We start from the raw sequence: 17971 nt of genomic DNA on the forward strand, positions 1-17971 counted from the left end.
CAGGCAAATCACTCAAATTGTGATTTGCCTGTTTGTTATGATCTCAAATTTGTCCTGATTTTGGGATTAACAGCAGAAATGAAGGTCACGGCTTTTAAATTTACATAAGTTACAAAAGGTTACTTTAGTTTGATAAAGTTATTAACTTCACAAATAAGTAGTATTATCAATGTGAAAAGAATAACTAATAGGAGGAAATAAAATGAATATTGCGCAAGCAATCAAAGTAACTTTTTCGAATGTTGCGATTGTCAGTTCAATAACGTCAACAATTTTCATTATTCTATTGGGCTTTTACCTGCGTAAACGCGGTATTTTTACCGAAAAGTTTGGTAAAATATTGTCCAAAATAGTTTTGACAGTTGCGTTACCAGCATTGGCTTTTAACTCATTCATGCAACCAATTAGTAATGAAACTTTATCACAAGGGATGAATGTTTTAATCTGGGGAATTGTAATTTATATCATTTTGATATTCTTGACCCCGTTGTCTTATGTTAAATACCCTAAAGATAAAAGGGATGTTTTGGCAGTATTGACCACATTTGGTTCAACTACTTTCTTTGGTATTCCAATTGTAGGGGCTGTTTTCGGTCCTAAAGGTATCATGTACAGCTCTATCTTTAACATTGGTTACCGTATCTTTTTATATTCATATGCGTATATCAAGATGTCTGGACTCAAGATGAAGGCCAGCAACTTAAAGAAGATGTTTGTCAATCCGGTCGTAATTGCTACATTCTTGGGTTTGATTTTATGGTTATGCCAAAATTACGTGCCTCAAGTAGCTGTTAAACAAGCAGTTAACGGTGTAATTAATGCCAATGCACCAATAGTTCACGTTGCGTTTTACCGGATTGACCAAACCGCAATTTGGCTATATAAACCAATGCAATATTTAGCAAATCTGGCTTCGCCTCTTGCCTGGTTATCAATCGGTTCTACTTTAGGTTCAACTTCATTCAAAGAAGCTGCTGCCAACAAGACTTCATGGTACTACAGTTTTAACAAGGTTATATTAGTGCCAATCTTGAACTTACTGCTCCTAGTTATTTTGAGTGTAACTAATATTTTACCTGTTAGCTACATTGCATTAGGAACAATTATCATCATGATGGCTACACCAACTGCAGCTGTTGCATCATCTTATGCAATCAGTTTTGACCGTGAGCCGGTGTTATCTTCTGATGCATCATTTATTTCAACTATTATGGCGGTTATTGCCATGCCAATATGGATCGCTTTTCTGGGCGTTTTGAGTCAAATTGGCATATTTCATTAATTAGGAGGGAATTTTTAAATGTTTAAAATAGTAGCCTATGGCGTTCGCGAAAATGAAGTTGATTATTTTAAGAAATTAAATAAATATAATTATGAATTGCAGCTGGAATCTGACATGTTAACCCATGATAATGTTGAAACGGCTAAGGGAGCAGATGCAGTTTTACTCAGAGCCAACTGTGTAGGTGATGCAACCAACTTAGCCAAATTCAACGAGTGGGGCATTAAGTATGTTTTCACGAGAACAGTAGGATATAACCATATTGATCTTAAGGCCGCTAAGAAATACGATATGAAAGTTGCCCGCGTTCCTGCTTATTCACCATACGCAGTGGCTGAATTAGCTATGACTTTAGGGATGATGCTCTTTAGACATACCGCCTTAGCTACCACCTTGACTAATAAGGGAAACTTTTCAGTTTCGACTGCCACTTTTTCAGGGGAAGTCCATTCAAGTACAGTAGGTATTATAGGTACAGGTAGAATTGGTGCTACAGAAGCACAACTGTATCATGGCATGGGAACCAATGTTTTGGGCTACGATCCTTATCCGAGTGATTTTGCCAAACAATACGTAAAGTTTGTAAGTCAAGACGAATTACTAGCTCAGTCAGACATTGTTTCAATTCATGTGCCATATTTTCCAGGGCAAAATGATAATTTGATAGATGAAGCTTTTCTAGGTAAAATGAAGAACAATGCGGTTCTGGTCAATACTGCCAGATCACAACTGGCAGATTATCCTGCTGTAATTAAGGCAATTAAGGATGGTCAAATTGCCGGCTTTGCCAGCGATGTTCTGCCTGATGAAGCAGAAGTTTTGGGCCATAATTATAATGGCAATATCACTAATGAGTTGACCAGACAATTAACAGAATTGTATCCTAAAGTTTTATTAACACCTCATATTGGCTCATATACCAGTCCTGCTTTAACAGACATGATTAATGTCAGTTATGAGAACTTCCACCAGGTATTAGAGACTGGTCATACTGATAATGATGTGAAACTTGACTAAAGTTTATCTAATAAAAAACAAGCTACGACAATGATATGATCCCCAAAATTTGTCCTAAATTTTGGGTCACTTCACAATAGCTTGTTTTTTTATTTATTCAATTTGTATATTTTAATTGGTCGACCAACCTTTAAATAGTGCACTTTAGTGGAAAGTTTGCCGGTTTTTTCCAAATAATCCAAATATTTTTTGGTAGTAATGCGTGATAATTTTGATTGTCGTGCTACATCTTGATTGGAAAATTCACCGGCAAGTTGGGAAATAGCAGTTTCAATTTTGGTTAAAGAAAAGTCTGAAAGTCCTTTAGGCAACCCGGTCTCATCATTTAAGTTATTCATATCTTGGGTAATAAAAATATGGTCAAGTTCACCTTGTGATACCGTGTTGTTTTTTTGTAGCACCTTGTTATATTTTAAAAAATGTTCAATTGCCTCTTTAAAACGTTTAAAAGAAAAAGGTTTGAGCAAGTAGTCCAAAACGCCATATTTTAAGGCCATATTGATGTTGGTACTGTCTTTAGCAGCGGAAAGCATAATGACATTGGGATGGAGATTATGTTGAATAAATTGTTCCAATAATTCGGTGCCAGAAGTTTTAGGAAGGTAAACATCAAGCAGAATTAGATCAGGACTGATTTTTTTAGTAATTGCTAGTGCCTTTTTGGCAGTAGCAGTTTGATATACAGTCAGATTTTCCGGCTTAATAATTCTCATTAAATATTGTTTGTTAATCGAGCTGACCATCGGGTCATCTTCAACTATTAAAATTGTTAACATTTTATTCCTTTTCGTGTTTTTCCTGCAAAGGCAATTCTATATAAAAATTGCTACCATGAGGTTTACAAGATGAAACTTCAAGATGGCCACTATAGGATTTAATGATTTGCTGCACCAGAATAAGTCCATAGCCGTGATCCTTGCCCTTAGTTGAATACTTCTGTTTAAATAAATGCTTTTTAACTGCGCTCGAAATGCCAGTACCGGTATCAGCAACTTCAATAATTAAGACTGAGCTTTCACTATCGAAATTAATTGCCAAGGTGATTTTGCCACTAGCTTTAATTGCTGCTAAGGAGTTGTCGATGAGGTTGCCCAGTATTTTAATCAGGTCTAAATTTAATTGCTCGGTTATAACCTTTTGCGGTAAATTGGAGTCTGGCGTAATTTCCAAGTTGACCCTTTGCTCTTGTGCCTGGTTCATTTTTCCAGTTAAAAAGCCAACAAGCGCAGGAGATTCGAGCTGTTTATTCAGTTGACCAAATTCTTGCTGGTAATTTTGGTTTATTTTTGCAATGAATGAATTAACTTGATCATACTGCTTTAATTCAATCATGCCGTAGATTGCCTGCAATTTATTTAAAAATTCGTGTGATTGTGCCCTTAGTGACTGAATATATTGTTGGCTGCCGGCAAGCTGTTCAGATAACTTCTGGTATTTGGACTGATCCTGCAATAGAGCAACTTGACCAAAAATCTGCTTATGGTATACCAGTTGACTAACTGAAACAATATATTCTTTAGCATTGATTAAGACAAGCTCATTTGTTTTAGGTAATTGTTGGTTGTCTGCAAATAACAAATCAATTAGATTTTTATCCAGGGCTTTTCCCACCATTAAGGAAGGGAAAGATTTTTTAGCCAAGTAATTAGCAGTAATTAAAATTTTGTGATTATTTACAACAATAAGCGCTTCATCAATACTGTCATTAATAGCATATAATTCTGTGAGCTTAAATGCAATTTCGTTTGGTTCCATATCAAACAGCGTTTTTTTAATGCGTCTTGATATTAATAAAGCCAGCAGTATGCCAATTATTAATGAAACTAGAGAGCCAATCACAACTGATCTTTGGGCGACTCGAATAACTTTATTAATTGATTTGTCAGTGAGACCAACACAAACTATTCCGATTTGCTGCTTGTGTGCAAAAATCGGGCGGAAAATCCGGTAGCCAGTTCCCAAAACACCCATACGGTGAGAATAATGCGTCTTACCAGAGCTTGATTTTTGAGCATCAGAAGGTGAACTAAATTTTTTGCCTATATGATTCTCGGAAGGATGGGAATAGCGGACGTAATTATCGTCAAGTACCACAATAAAGTCTACTTTAGTTTCTTTTTTAACTTGTTCGGCATACTTTTGGATCGGGTTATATGTTGTGGGTTTGACTTTTTTTCTTAAAGCAATTTGTACCTGCTCATTATTGGCCACAATTTTAGACACACTATTAATTTCTTCTTTGATGATTTGTTTTTGATTTTGCGCTACTTTGTATGAGGTGATGGTTCCAGCAGTTAGAATAAAAACAATGGTGGTAAAGAAAACCAGAAAAATAGTTTTTGTTTGCAGCGTAAAACGTGTTTTTTTAAACATATATCTGCCTTTAATATTTTGATTTTGGATAACTTAATATCTCTTTCATACAGCTGAGACCCCTTAATTATTATTAGACTAATATTTTTGATAAAATCACATTTTACTTATACTGTAAAATATGATAAAATGATTAAAATAAATTAGAAGAGAAAGGCTGTGGGAAATGAGATGAAAATGAAATTAGCAAGAGCTGCTTTACTGTGGTTGTGTATAATTGAAATGGAGGCTTTTTTCTCCAATAAGCCGAATTATAACTTAATATGGTCAATTAGTGCATTCATCATAACAATAATTGCTACAGTTTGCTTTGAAGTAAAAGAAGATACATTTATTGACCAAGTCGAAAATGATTTAATTTACTGTTTGGCATTACAAGGCGTACCTATTAGTTTTGAAACTTTATATTTATTGAATATGACAGATGAGCAAGAAGATCACCCATTATTGATACTCTTAATTATTGTGTTAAATTTAATCTGTGTAATTTTACTTGACTATTTAATTAATCGGGTTAAATTTTATAAAGCTGAAGGTAAAAATGAATAAAATTTAATAAGATTTGAGTACCAGGCAACTATACTGCTTGGTATTTTTTCTAGCATAAAGTACGTTAGACTATTTGATAGTCCCTGGCTTTATTTCTGGCTTATTCGAAAACTTTTCAATACTAATCAGCTTTTTCTTTAGTTTGGAATGATACAAGTAACAACCATTATTTGATAAAAAAACGACACCATTCTCGTTACCTTTATTTGCTTTTAAACTAAACACACTGTCACTTATGCGTTTATATGTGCCTCTTTCAAATTGATGTCCGTCGACATTTATAGCATATTCGGGGTCCAAACCAAACGAAATTTCCACATGAGGATTGGAAGGATTTAGTGGCATTGTATTATTAGTAAAACCCCCAAATACAGTGGGCGGGTTTCTAGTATCATAGAGCAAAAAGCCTAAAGTGATAATAAATAAGAATCCAAAAATGTAGGTAGTAATTTTGTAACCATTTTTCTTCATGAGTTTTTCTCCGATGGTGAGGTAAAAGTAGAGGGTTTTCTACTAGCGTAATGCTTGTTGACTATTTATCTACATATAATAATAGAATCTAATTTTTGTCAAACTTAATTTGGAATTTACAAAATAGCGGCATTAATAATATACTTAAATAAAGTAGCAGTGTATGCATAATAGCAATCGATTATATGAATATAGGCCAAAAAATGAGTACATCAGTGATAGAAAACGTAGAAATTAACGGGACAAAACTTTATTTTTCAATTAGTTCAAAGCAAGGCCGGAAACCAATCATTTTATACTTGCATGGTGGTCCAGGGGATGCCTGCATTCCCTTGACGAAAAAATTTAATAGCGAACTAGAAGATCATTTTATTTTTGTCAATCTGGAACAAAGGGGCAGTGGACTGTCATACTACAAGTTTTCACCTGAAGAAGACTTGTCCATTAATACCATCTTGGCAGATATTCATCAGTTTGTGCTTTATTTATTAAAACGGTTAAAACAAGATAAATTGATTATCATGGGTCATTCTTGGGGTACGGTTTTAGGGCTCAATTTTATTCAAAAGTATCCAGACCTAGTTACGCAATATATCGGAATTGGCCAAGTCGTTAATATGAAAAAGAATATTGTTTTACAAAAAGCTTTTTTACGAACAAAAATGAAAAATACTGCCAAACTTGACCAACTTGATTTTGTCCATGAACCAACTAAAGCCAGCCTCAAATTAACTAAAATGATTGTGGCTTATGGCGGCTCAATTTACGGTGCTAAAAACTACCGTAAATTAATTTGGCCGTTTATATCTGCTAAAGATTATTCTTTTAAAGACTTAATTCATCGTTTGCAAGGCTCAAAGCAATCAATTCAATATTTTTGGGAAGAACTGATGGACGTTAATTTTGAAAATATCCTGCATTTTGCCGTTCCCATCACTTTCTGTGAGGGCAGGCATGACCACCATGTGTCCTCGCAGTTGACTGCAGAATATGCTGCTAAAATTACTAGTCCGTGCAATATAATTTGGTTTGATCATTCTGGTCATTTCCCGCAGTGGGAAGAACCAACTAAATTTAATCAGGAAATTATTGGACTTTTAGAGCCACAAGCAAACTAAAAAACTGGCAAATCACGTTATTAACAGCGTGAGTTTACCAGTTTTTTATGTTTAATTAGACCTTATTAGTTATTCTGAAAATTACTCAAAAACTTGACGGTTTTTTCATTTTGCGGGTGATTGAATAATTGATCTGGCGTGCCTTGTTCGGTAATTATTCCATCGCTGATGAAAAACATTTGGTCGGAAATCTCTTTAGCAAATGCCATTTCGTGGGTTACGATAATCATCGTTAAACCAGTAGTAGCCAGGTTCTTCATAACGCTTAAAACTTCGCCTACCATTTCTGGATCCAAAGCACTAGTAGGCTCATCGAATAACAGAATTTCAGGATCCATGCAGATAGCACGGGCAATCGCAACCCGTTGCTGCTGTCCACCTGAAAGCTGACTGGGACGAGCATTAACGTATTGCTCCATACCTACCTTTTTCAAGTTTGTCATAGCAATTTTGCGGGCCTCGTCTTTTGACCGTTTTAATACCAATTCTTGACCTACCATACAATTGGCTAATACATTCTTGTTTTCAAACAAATCAAATTGTTGGAAAACCATGCCGACTTTAGCACGATAAATATTGCGATTGTAGTTTGGTGCCAGGACATTTTCACCATGAAAATCAACCTCGCCGGCGGTAGGCTCTTCTAGCAAATTGATGCAACGCAAAGTTGTTGATTTACCACCACCTGAAGGACCGATAATGGTGGCAATTTCACCTTTATTAATGTCAAAAGAGATATCTTTTAAAACTTGGTGTTCACCGAATGTTTTCTTGATGTGCTTTAAACTTAAAATAGTTTCGTTTGTTTCAGTCATTAGTTCTTAGCCTCCATGTCTTTTGGTGTGCCCACTTGAACTTGGTTTGCCATTAAGTTGTAATTCTTACTTCCTTGAAGGTGTTTTTCAATTAAGTTGAATATTCTGGTAATGGTAAAGGTCAAGATGAGGTAGATAGCAGAAATTGTCAGGTAAGTTGGGAAGAACTTGAATGTCTGACTAGCAACAGTTGAACCTACGAAGAACAACTCTGATACGGAGATGATGCTCAGGACTGAAGTATCCTTGATATTAACGATAAATTCGTTAGTAATTGAAGGTAGGCAATTCTTGATCGCTTGTGGCAAAATAATGTGCCACATTCTTTGATTATGAGTCATTCCCAAGGCACTGGCTGCTTCAAACTGACCTTCGGGTGTAGAAATAATACCTCCGCGAATAATTTCGGCTAAATACGCTCCAGTGTTGATCGAAACAATGATTAGTGCGGCGACAGTTCTGTCAATATTCAGGTGCCAGAATTGGGCAATACCATAGTAAATCACAGCTGCTTGCACCATCATTGGCGTACCCCGGAAGACTTCGATGTAAACCGAAAGTAGCCAGTTCACAAACTTGAGCAGCCATCTTTTACCGGTAGTAGTTGGTGTAGGAATGGTTCTGACGATACCAACTGCCAGGCCGATAAAGAAACCTGCAATGGTACCAACTGAGGCCAGAAGCAGCGTCATGCCGATACCATTTAAGATCATGCCGCCATATTGGCGCCACATTGATACTAACCACGGTTCTGACTTAGCTTTTTTGCCTTTTTTGTTATTATCTGTTTTAGGCTGCTGCTTAACAGCTTCAGTCATTAGCTTAGTTCTTTTTGCTTCAGGAATAGTAGCTAATATCTGATTAACACTCTTAAGCAGTGCTTTATTAGGCTTAGCGATTCCGATTGCAGTGACAGACTCATCTTTTGTGGCGTGGAAACCAGCCATTTTGCTGACAGGAATTGACTTAATGTCAGGATCAACCATTTTAAAGGAAGTTGATTCAGTGTCTTCGGCAACATAGCCGTCAATGGTGCCGGAGATTAAACTTTGCCGCATTGCCGCAAAATCACGCATAGCCGGTTGACGCTTAGCGCCTTTTAACTGCTTGATCAGGTCATAGTGGAAAGTACCTTGTTGCGCAGTTAATTTAGCACCTTTAAAGTCGGTTAGTTTCTTAGCATTAGCGTATCTGCTATTAATCTTGGTAATTACCACGAAAGTACTGTTTCTATAAGGCTGAGAGAAATTAATGGCCTTTTCCCGCTCAGCTGTAGGGCTCATGCCGGCAATAATCAAATCAGCTTTGCCGCTGGTTAGAGCAGGAAGTAAACCATCCCATTCGGTCTTAACTACTTCAACTTTTCGATGCAATTTTTGCCCAATAATTTTGGCAATTTTAACATCATAGCCATTGGCGAATTCTTTTGAACCCTCAATAGGTACAGCACCGTTAGCATCATTTGTTTGTGTCCAATTGTAAGGCTGGTAATTAGCTTCCATAGCTACTTTTAGTGTGCCGTCATCCTTTTTGGCATCAGCTTCAGTAAGACTAAAATTAGTCGCTATGCTCAAACAAGTGAATAAGGCAACTAGGGTAGCCAACCACTTAAATCTTGACTTCATTTTGAAAACCTCCACAAAATATGTTTCAAATAAAGCCAATACAATAAAAGCGTAAATAAAAACCTCGTTGTTAATCAAAACAACGAGGTTCATAATCTATTTTTAAAACAAATCATATAGCGCTCCCTGGGGACTAACCAGGACAGTCTGCAAAATATTCTCTTGCAGCCCAACAAGAAAATTGAAACGAACAATATTCTTATTTCGGCGGTAATTCTTATCCTGAACTTCACAGTGTTCGCTCACTCAGATCAGTTTTGTAATAACCGCGACCTCTATTGCATTGGAAATTATTTAACTTAGAAAAATAATAGGCTATTAAAAGCAACTTGTCAATAATTTTATTTAAAAAATATTTTATAATTATCTCATTTATTTTCTTTTACTATTTTAAAAGACTTCGAAAAGCTACTGTTACTGCCAGCCATTGCCACTTTGGTAAGCTTTCTTTTTCATTCTGGAAACATAGGGGTTGCCAGCTACATAGTAACGCAGTTTTTTATTGGCCCATTCTAGTTCAGACTGGCTAACACCGATTCTGGCACTGGTTTTAATTTCCTTAGCCAGCTTTTTGTGACTGTCATCTAAATCAATTTTAAAAGGGGAGTCAGTTAAGAAGTGTAAATTCCATTTTTTATTGTGAATGCCAAAAGCCTGCATTATTTTCGCGGGGCCATTAGTTAAAAGGACACCGCCTTTACCTCCGCGATTTTTAATCATCTGCTCTATGCCCCAAACTGGTTCAATAGCTCTGATTAAAACTCCTTGCGGCTCATTATATTCTTGCGTTGCAACATCAAAAAAGAAATATTGTCTTTGAGCATAAATATAGATGGTTCCGCCTTTGCGATAAAGACCTTCATTAGCTGGGCTGCGATGACCGCCGTATGAATGAGCTGCGCGATCTTTGACCCCTAAATATGCTTCCGCTTCCACAATATAGCCACCCATTATATTCTGACCATCATTATATGTTAATGGTCTGCCAATTAAGTCTTTAGTAATAGCAGCAGTTGGTTTATTAGTAAAATAAGTTGAATAATTCATTTTTTCTTCCGTGTAGTAAACTTAAACTAAAAGGAGATATTACAATGACAAAGATAAAATTAGTGCGCATTTACGACCATGAGCAGCCTGCTGGCTACCGCATTTTAGTTGATCGTCTGTGGCCAAGAGGCAAAAGCAAAAAAGATGCTAATTTGGATGAGTGGGTCAAAGAAATTGGTCCCAGCACTGAATTGCGTAAATGGTTCAATCACGATGATACTAAATATCCTGAGTTTAGGCAAAAGTACCTGAATGAATTAGAGCATAATCCAGCGACCACCGCTTTTGTTGACCAGATTAAAGCTAAGCTGGTTGAACAAGATGTCCTTTTTCTTTATGGTGCCAAAAACAAAGAACACAACCAGGCAGTTGTGCTCAAAGAATATGTTGAACAAAAACTATAATTTGCGTTTACTCTTTTTAACACGTAAAAAGTGAAAAGCAATGGTTAAAATTAGGATGCTGAAAACGATTAATGCAAAGGTCGTATTAGGTAATTCGTAGTTCAGTGGTGGCAAAGACAGCAATAGTTTAAGAGCAATGATGCCGATTAAAATATAAGCCATTGGCTGCAATTCAGGAATAATATCCATCAATTTGATGATGATTTCAGCGACACCCCGCATGCACAAGATACCGATCATGCCGCCAATTAATACTACTACCGGATTACTGGAAACCTCTAGGGCAGCTAGCACTGAATCAATTGAAAAAACGATATCCATTGCTTCAATTGAAAAAACGGTCCGCCAGAAAAGTGACAAAAAATGTTTGCCCTTTTTAGGGGTATGCTTAGTAATTTTTGCCCTTTCAATCTTTGCGCTAGTGGCAGCCTTTTGGGGATGCCTTTGGTCGTAGAAAAACTTAAAGGAAAGATAGAAAAGATAGAGACTACCTGCTAATTTATCTCCCAGAAATTGATTAAGTAAGTACCAATGCCAATCACGATAAAGCGAAAAATATATGCACCTCAAAGGCCATAGAACAATGACTTTTCCTGTTGTTTTTTATCAGGCAGAACCTTGGTTTGGGCTGCCAACACAACCGCATTGTCAACGGAAAGCAAGCATTCCATCAGAATCAGGGTTAAGATGGTGAGCCAATCTTTACCACTGGTTAACACGTGGATCCAGTTGCTGCCACTAAAAAAGGGAGCATACATTTTAAAAATTGTCATTTAAAGGCTCTTTTCTTTTTCAGATAAATTTTAATTACTGTGTCAAATTTTAACAAGTAATAACTAGTGCTCCAGTAAAAAAAGCAATGCGAATAGCTTAAAGAGCCTGCTTAAAAATTTAAAGCTGCTTAAAAACATCTAGAGCATCCGCAATGATGGCAGAAATGCCTTCTGCGGGAATGGCTGTTTTATTAATTGCCCAAACTTTGGCGCCAGCTTGCCTGTAAGATAAAAGTTGAGCGAAGGGATAGACCACAAAACTAGTGCCTGAAATAATTACAAGGTCAGAATTTTGCATTGCATTGACAGACTTTGCCAAACTGTCTCCGTTAATTGCTTCACCATATAAAACGATTCCTGGTCTGATGATGCCACCACAATTATCATGACGGTAAGTTTTGGCATATTCAGCGTATTCAACTGTTTTGTGACATTTAGTGCAGTAGATATTATAAAGGCAACCGTGAAATTCAGTGACGTGTTTATTGCCAGCTTTCGTGTCCAAGCCATCAACATTTTGGGTGATTAAATCGCCTTTTTCATTGCAGATAGCGGCAATTTTCTGGTGGATTTCGTTTGGCTTAGCTTCAGGAAAGTACATATTATCCATTACGAACTTGTAGAAAAATTCAGGTCGCTGATAAAGCGTTTCTTCACTCAGAATTGTTTCCGGACTTTCAGATACGCCATCATAAATACCGTTTTTAGAGCGATAATCAGGAATACCGGAATGAGTTGATACCCCAGCACCTGTCAGAAAAGTAATATGGTGTGCCTGATCAATATCATTTTTTAACTCAGTTATCTTGTTAGAATCAATCATAAATTTGCCTTCCTTAAAACTAGATTTTCTACTGTTAGTTTACTACAAGATTTTGCCTGTGAGATAGGGTTATTGCAATAAAAACCATGCTATCAATTTCTGACAGCATGGCTTTTTATTTATTAAAGAATTTGAATGTCATGTTCCCTGCACTTAGTAACCATATCTTGAGGCCAGACGCTTGCTTGTACTTCGCCAATGTGGGCTTTACCGAGCAAAAGCATGCATAACCGAGATTGACCAATACCACCTCCAATGGTGTAAGGCAGTTCTCCATCAAGCAGCATGCGGTGAAACTCCAATTTTTCACGGTCCAGGCAATCAGCTTTCTTTAATTGTTCGTGAAGACTTTCTGGACTAACGCGAATACCCATTGAGGAAATTTCAATTTTTTGTTTCAAGGGCTCATACCAGAAGATTAGGTCACCATTTAGTTGCCAGTCATCATAATCTGGTGCTCGACCGTCATGAGGTTTACCACTTCTTTTGAGCTTGTCACCGATTTTCATAATAAAGACGGCTTTTTCTTTTGCAGTTATCTTGTTTTCCCGTTCTTCAGGACTAATATCCGGCCAGCGGTCTTCTAGTTCTTGCGTGGTGATAAAGTAAAGCTTCTCTGGCAAACGGTAAGTAGAAGCGGGATAGCGGGAAGCACAGCCAGCTTCAATTTCTTTAATTGCTGCAAAAATTTTAGTAACGATACTTTTCAGGGTTTCCTCTGTTCTCTCTTCTTTGGCAATGATTTTTTCCCAATCCCACTGATCCACGTAGAGCGAATGGAAGTTGTCTAAATCTTCATCACGGCGAATGGCGTTCATGTTAGTGAAAAGTCCTTCATGCATGTTAAAGCCGTATTTTTTCAGTGCCATTCTTTTCCATTTAGCAAGTGAATGAACGACTTCAAGCGTATCATCTGCAGGCAGATCCTTGGCATCAAAGGCAACTGGACGTTCGACCCCATTTAGGTTATCGTTAAGCCCTGTATGCTTTTCGACGAAAAGTGGGGCAGACATGCGTTGCAGATTTAATTTTTTAGCTAGAACTCTTTGGAATTCTTCTCTAATAAACACGATAGCTGCTTCTGTATCACGAATTGTGAGAGTAGGATGGTAACCTTCTGGTAAAATTAAAGTCATTCTTTTGACCTCCTATAAATTAAGGAAAAGAAAAAGCCCTTTATCCCGTTTTTAATAAAAACAAGGACGAAAGGCTTTTTCCGCGGTACCACCTTAATTGCCCCAAAGGGCCAACTCATGAAGCACTATCATGCTTCACCAGCGTGGTAACGTACTGGAGACGACACAACCTACTTTTACGTGAATTTCAGCGTGCTGCTAAAAGTGTTTTTCAATAACCCAGGGTCTAACGGTTTTACACTATCACCGTTTCACTTAAAGAGATAAGCTATTTACTCGTCTTTTTCACTGCATTTAATTTGATAATAATTAAATCATAATTTTAATAAAAATGCAAGTAAAATATCATTAATGTTGATTAACCGCTCTAAAGACTGTGAGTCTGTTATAATAGATGAAAATACAATTGAGGAGAGTCATATGATAGTTTTTTATCTAATTCTGGATGCCTTACTTTTAGGCTACACCTGTTATAGTTGGTACTGGCAGGCAAATATTGATTTAAAGGGACATTATCGCTCCTCTTCAATTATTTGGGCCGTGATTTTTATCTGGATCGGTTTTACCTGGCAATTAATTGAAAAGGGAGACCCGGGTTTAAGTATATTTTTAGCGATTTTCTTGATGATCGGTATTATTGACGGCTTTACAGGTCTTGCACCAAAAAGGGCCGTAGTTTCAGGTTACTTTCGCCGAACGATTTCATATTCGGAAATTGCAATGGTAACTTTAATTAAAGTACCTAATCCAAAGAAAAAGCAGGTAATCTGTATTTTAACAACCCAAAAGAACAGACAATATTACCTGCGCTTTTCCTATGGCGTTGCGCAAATTGTTGAGGCGCTCAAAAATCACATTCATCATGATATTCATATTGAAATTCAGGATATTTTTTAAGTCACGTAAAAGCGTGTCTTTTTTTGAATTATTTTTCTTCCCAGTTCATTTCCAAATATTTAGTAAAACCGCCCTTAAGAGCGCGTTTTTTATTGACCTGATTTAAAAAAGTGTCCTGGTCAACTTTTTTAAATTTGAGATAGGCTAAAATGACTTCGTAAACGTCACCCAACTCTTCAATTAAATTAGTTTCGGTTTTAGCGGCAAGAACTTCGTTAGTTTCTTCAATTAGTTTTTGCTTTAATGCTGGTTCAATTTCTGCTGGAGCAAGTTTGCGATAAGTAGCATAATGAGCAAATTCTGGAATTTTATCTCTGACTAGTTTTTTCATTTTAATAGACCTTTCTTAGCTGTAATAATTTATATATTATTATACTGCTAATAATTATAAATAATATGTGAAAGCGGTAACAAGATGTAGTAAAATTAACGAGTAGAGATATATTTAATAAAGAAAGTGTGACGAAATGCGTAATAACGATTTTAATGATGTGGTTCAAAATCGTCATTCTGTGCGCCATTTTGATAAGAGTGTCAAGATTCCGCGTTCAGAATTTAAGGAAATGTTTGAAGAAACAATTACAGCACCATCAGCTTGTGATTTACAAGCTTGGCATTTTGAAGTAGCTGATACACCAGAAAGCTTGGCTAAAGTAAAAAAATATATGATGAAATTTAATTATCCTCAGGTTGATAGCTGCTCTGCTGTTGTACAAATATTTGGCTATAGTGATGCTTACAAGTCCTATCATGAAATGTGGAATAAGAATTATGAAGAGGGCCAAATCACTAAAGAAAAATTGAATGAAATTTTAAGTACTTTTTTGCCATTGTATGAAAATGGCAGCTATGAAATGCGTGCAACAGATGCAATAGTTGATAGTTCTTTAGCTGCAATGCAATTTATGTTAGTTGCTCGTAATCATGGTTACGACACGAACCCAATTGCTGGTTATGATGTTTCTAAAGTTGCGCAAACTTTTAATCTTGATCCTAAACTTTATGTGCCAGTTATGGCAATTGCTATCGGAAAAAGTAAGGAAACTTCAGATTCTTTAATTAAAACAACTCGCTACCCAGCTGAAAGTGTTTATCACTTTGCGGAATAATTAATAGCGTATTTTAAAAGCCTTCCCGTTGTGGAAGGCTTTTTAGCTGCTACAAAATTGGCGAAAGCATTCGTGAGAAACTTTGCAAAATTTTGAGCCAGCGACTTTGTTTGGCAATATCTTCAGGAGTCAATAAGGATGAAACTTTCATGTCATCTTCAAATGATTTTGCGACTTCACGGGTGAAATCTTTATCATAAAAAACGGCAACGTCTTCAAAATTAAGATCATACGAGCGATAGTCTTGATTCATTGAACCAACCGTAGAAAAGGTATCGTCAACTACAATCGTTTTGGCATGAATAAATCCTTTGTTATATATATATATTTTAATGCCATAACGGGATAATTCATTAGCATACCATTGTGTAGCGCGGTAAATAAAAGGGTGATCAGGTTTACAAGGAATCATAATTCGCAAGTCAATTCCCGACATAGCAATAGTTTGCAAAGTCGCAAACATCGCGTCATCAGGAATTAAATAGGGCGTCTGAATCCAGAGTCTCTTTTTCGCTAAAGACATTAAGCGCATAATACCATTACGCATATTAGCATTGTAACGATCGGGCCCATCTGAAATTATTTGTGTAGCTACATCACCGGGATGAATTTCATTTTCATCTAAATTAGGGAAAAGGACAGTATTAAATGTGATTACTTGGTTTTCCTTTTGAATGGAAGCATTCCAATCCATGACAAATCGTTCTTGCAAAAGTAGAGAAGCTGAACCGACAATTCTAACCTGACTGTCACGCCAATAACCAAATTTTTTCTTGCGACTGAGATATTGATCACCAATATTAAAGCCACCGGTCCAAGAAGTTTTACCGTCAACTACAACAATTTTGCGGTGCAAGTGGTAGTTAATCCGGTAACGGGTAATCATATTACGTGAAGTAATAAAAGGTAATACCACACCACCGGCTTTTCTTAATTGGTCAAACCAGGCTTTAGTTGCTCCCATTGAACCCCAGGCATCATATAGTAAGCGTACAGATACGCCTTCTTGTGCCTTTTGAATAAGTAAGTCGAGAAAATCATTGCCTATTTCATCATTATAAAAGGTGTAAAATTCAACATTTACAGACTGTTTAGCTTTTTTAATGTCAAGCATCATGTCGTGAAACATGATTGCACCATCGGTATAAAGCTTAACGTGGTTATTTTTACTTAATGGTGACTCACCATCGTGATCAAAAAAATGGATAACCATCTTAGCTTTATTTGAGGTATCAGATGTACTGATTTTTTTAGGTGCAGCAGTAATAGATTTTTGGACATTTCGCAAGCCGATATGATGTTGTTTGTTAATAGCGAAAATATTTTCCTGCGAAATTCCCCGACCGAAAAAGCCGTAAATGATCATCCCTAAAACTGGAAAAACCAGCAAGATAATCAACCACGCCCAGGTTGTTGAGACAGACCGCCTTCTGTGAAAGACGATGTAAAAGGCTAAGATAGTATTAGTAATAATGATGATGCGTCCTATGTCACGGAGCAGAATCACACTTATTTCCTCCAAAAATCAAATTACTTTTTAAGACCAATAAATTTATCAATAATGTCGATCACAAAAGGATTATCATGCATCCAGCTGTGTTCTGCGTACTTTTTCCCCCGAATCTCAACTTCATGATAAGATTTGGCATAAGGTGCTAAAATGTAGCGGATGCTTTTAGCAGAAGTCACGGAAATAAATTTATCGCTGTTGGTGTTGTCTAAAACATTGCCATAAATGTTTAGCACTGAAATATTGGGATTAAATCGTTTGCGTCTGAGTAAAAGATACAAGTAGTGCAAGTTAACTACAGCTGGACGACCCTTTTGATTGAAGGCATTAACGTTAGGAATATCTCCCAAGTAAACTACCCCGTCAAAGGGACCTGCGATAAAAGCACATTTGACCAAATGAGGAAACTGCTTTTTACGGGATTTGCGCATCTCTGTGCGCACGATGCAGGGACAAGCAAGAGAGTGTGCGATTGCTGAATAGTGAGAAAAATGGTACCTTTGAGCTAAGAAGGGTAATGTAAAACGCAAGTAGTAATCAATCGCATAAACGCCAACGAGTCGTTGGCGAAAAACAACTTGCACAATGGGATTGCGATCACCTGTCCAGGTACCTTCGAGCTTGAAGTTACCCAGCAAGTCAGTAGTTACTTTGAGATACTTCGAAGTTCCTTTATCTATCAGAGCCTGCTGAACCATTACCTTGGTGGTATAGTCACCGCCACGAAAGCCATGAAAATAAATTATTGGTACTTGTTCAAAGTTGCCTTTTTTTGGTTCAATGGTGGCGTCATCTTCAATTCTTTTTTTATGCAAACGCAAAAAAACACGAGTTGGTGCAAAAGTTGCCAAAGCAGCGAGAAAAAGCATACTGAGCCTGCTGGGCTCTTGTGCAAGATCACGTTTGTGGTTTTTTTCCACTTCTTCCTTGTATTTTTTAGTATTGAAGAACATAATACCACCTTAAAAATAGAACTACTTCTATTTTAGCATTGACTAGATAAATTAGTGAAAGGGGAACAT

The 17971-nt window shown here is 36.7% G+C and carries 18 protein-coding genes, 1 pseudogene and 1 other annotated feature; of the genes and pseudogenes, 7 read left to right on the top strand and 12 right to left on the bottom strand.

Translation table 11 applies throughout. The features are described from left to right. The first annotated feature begins 202 nt into the window (after positions 1-202). The gene (locus Q0R51_RS00300; RefSeq protein ID WP_122025520.1) at positions 203-1282 is read left to right on the top strand and encodes an AEC family transporter; all 1080 of its coding nucleotides are present in this window, start codon (positions 203-205) and stop codon (positions 1280-1282) included. Between the two features lie 18 nt (positions 1283-1300). Beyond that, positions 1301-2299: an NAD(P)-dependent oxidoreductase gene (locus Q0R51_RS00305; protein WP_294755861.1), complete on the top strand. Its 999-nt coding sequence runs from the start codon at positions 1301-1303 to the stop codon at positions 2297-2299. Between the two features lie 89 nt (positions 2300-2388). Here Q0R51_RS00305 and Q0R51_RS00310 read toward each other — a convergent pair whose 3' ends face one another. Then, positions 2389-3075, bottom strand: a complete 687-nt coding sequence (locus tag Q0R51_RS00310; RefSeq protein ID WP_294755863.1) for a response regulator — start codon at positions 3073-3075, stop codon at positions 2389-2391. Position 3076: 1 nt separating this feature from the next. Then, a complete protein-coding gene (locus tag Q0R51_RS00315) occupies positions 3077-4672 on the bottom strand; it encodes a sensor histidine kinase (protein ID WP_294755865.1) in 1596 nt (531 codons plus the stop codon). Positions 4673-4849: 177 nt separating this feature from the next. On the opposite strand from Q0R51_RS00315, the gene Q0R51_RS00320 reads away from it, so the two are divergent. Next, positions 4850-5221 (top strand): hypothetical protein, encoded by a 372-nt coding sequence (locus Q0R51_RS00320; RefSeq protein ID WP_122025528.1) that lies wholly within the window; start codon positions 4850-4852, stop codon positions 5219-5221. Positions 5222-5290: 69 nt separating this feature from the next. Here Q0R51_RS00320 and Q0R51_RS00325 read toward each other — a convergent pair whose 3' ends face one another. Continuing rightward, a complete protein-coding gene (locus Q0R51_RS00325; RefSeq protein WP_294755866.1) occupies positions 5291-5692 on the bottom strand; it encodes a hypothetical protein in 402 nt (133 codons plus the stop codon). A 215-nt stretch (positions 5693-5907) separates the two neighbouring features. Here Q0R51_RS00325 and Q0R51_RS00330 point away from each other — a divergent pair, with 215 nt between their 5' ends. Next, entirely contained in the window at positions 5908-6810 is a 903-nt protein-coding gene (locus Q0R51_RS00330) for an alpha/beta fold hydrolase (RefSeq protein WP_294755868.1), read from the top strand. Between the two features lie 65 nt (positions 6811-6875). Here Q0R51_RS00330 and Q0R51_RS00335 read toward each other — a convergent pair whose 3' ends face one another. From Q0R51_RS00335 to Q0R51_RS00345, 3 genes are all read right to left on the bottom strand, one after another. Continuing rightward, positions 6876-7625, bottom strand: a complete 750-nt coding sequence (locus Q0R51_RS00335; protein WP_294755870.1) for an amino acid ABC transporter ATP-binding protein — start codon at positions 7623-7625, stop codon at positions 6876-6878. Next, entirely contained in the window at positions 7625-9250 is a 1626-nt protein-coding gene (locus Q0R51_RS00340; RefSeq protein WP_294755872.1) for an ABC transporter substrate-binding protein/permease, read from the bottom strand. The genes Q0R51_RS00335 and Q0R51_RS00340 overlap by 1 nt, the downstream gene beginning before the upstream one ends. A 414-nt stretch (positions 9251-9664) precedes the next feature. Beyond that, on the bottom strand, positions 9665-10297 hold the full coding sequence (locus Q0R51_RS00345) for a DNA-3-methyladenine glycosylase (protein ID WP_294755874.1): 633 nt from the start codon (positions 10295-10297) through the stop codon (positions 9665-9667). Positions 10298-10341: 44 nt separating this feature from the next. Between Q0R51_RS00345 and Q0R51_RS00350 the strand changes: the two genes are divergently transcribed. Further along, complete coding sequence (locus Q0R51_RS00350; RefSeq protein ID WP_294755875.1) at positions 10342-10701, top strand: DUF488 domain-containing protein; 360 nt, start codon at positions 10342-10344, stop codon at positions 10699-10701. Here Q0R51_RS00350 and Q0R51_RS00355 read toward each other — a convergent pair. The 3 genes and pseudogenes from Q0R51_RS00355 to asnA form a co-directional block, all read right to left on the bottom strand. Continuing rightward, positions 10696-11474 (bottom strand): annotated as a pseudogene (locus Q0R51_RS00355) (TerC family protein). The gene Q0R51_RS00350 and the pseudogene Q0R51_RS00355 sit on opposite strands and share 6 nt — an antisense overlap. Before the next feature lie 118 nt (positions 11475-11592). Beyond that, positions 11593-12297 carry an NAD-dependent protein deacylase gene (locus Q0R51_RS00360; RefSeq protein WP_294755878.1) on the bottom strand — a complete coding sequence of 235 codons (705 nt, stop codon included), beginning with the start codon at positions 12295-12297 and terminating at the stop codon, positions 11593-11595. A 122-nt stretch (positions 12298-12419) separates the two neighbouring features. Further along, positions 12420-13433 (bottom strand): aspartate--ammonia ligase, encoded by a 1014-nt coding sequence (gene asnA, locus Q0R51_RS00365; RefSeq protein ID WP_294755880.1) that lies wholly within the window; start codon positions 13431-13433, stop codon positions 12420-12422. A gap of 59 nt (positions 13434-13492) precedes the next feature. Further along, positions 13493-13731: a binding site (T-box leader), on the bottom strand. 122 nt (positions 13732-13853) lie between these two features. Between asnA and Q0R51_RS00370 the strand changes: the two genes are divergently transcribed. Further along, positions 13854-14330 (top strand): hypothetical protein, encoded by a 477-nt coding sequence (locus Q0R51_RS00370; RefSeq protein ID WP_122025537.1) that lies wholly within the window; start codon positions 13854-13856, stop codon positions 14328-14330. 28 nt (positions 14331-14358) lie between these two features. On the opposite strand, the gene Q0R51_RS00375 is transcribed toward Q0R51_RS00370, so the two are convergent. After that, positions 14359-14661, bottom strand: coding sequence for a nucleoside triphosphate pyrophosphohydrolase (locus tag Q0R51_RS00375; RefSeq protein WP_294755882.1), 303 nt, complete (start codon positions 14659-14661; stop codon positions 14359-14361). A gap of 136 nt (positions 14662-14797) precedes the next feature. Here Q0R51_RS00375 and Q0R51_RS00380 point away from each other — a divergent pair, with 136 nt between their 5' ends. Beyond that, positions 14798-15439, top strand: a complete 642-nt coding sequence (locus tag Q0R51_RS00380) for a nitroreductase family protein (RefSeq protein WP_294755883.1) — start codon at positions 14798-14800, stop codon at positions 15437-15439. A gap of 49 nt (positions 15440-15488) precedes the next feature. Here Q0R51_RS00380 and cls read toward each other — a convergent pair whose 3' ends face one another. After that, positions 15489-16946, bottom strand: a complete 1458-nt coding sequence (cls, locus tag Q0R51_RS00385; RefSeq protein WP_294755885.1) for a cardiolipin synthase — start codon at positions 16944-16946, stop codon at positions 15489-15491. Between the two features lie 23 nt (positions 16947-16969). Further along, a complete protein-coding gene (locus Q0R51_RS00390; RefSeq protein ID WP_294755886.1) occupies positions 16970-17902 on the bottom strand; it encodes an alpha/beta hydrolase in 933 nt (310 codons plus the stop codon). Between the last annotated feature and the right edge of the window lie 69 nt (positions 17903-17971).

The sequence above is a fragment of the uncultured Lactobacillus sp. genome (assembly GCF_946477725.1).
Lineage (GTDB): Bacteria > Bacillota > Bacilli > Lactobacillales > Lactobacillaceae > Lactobacillus.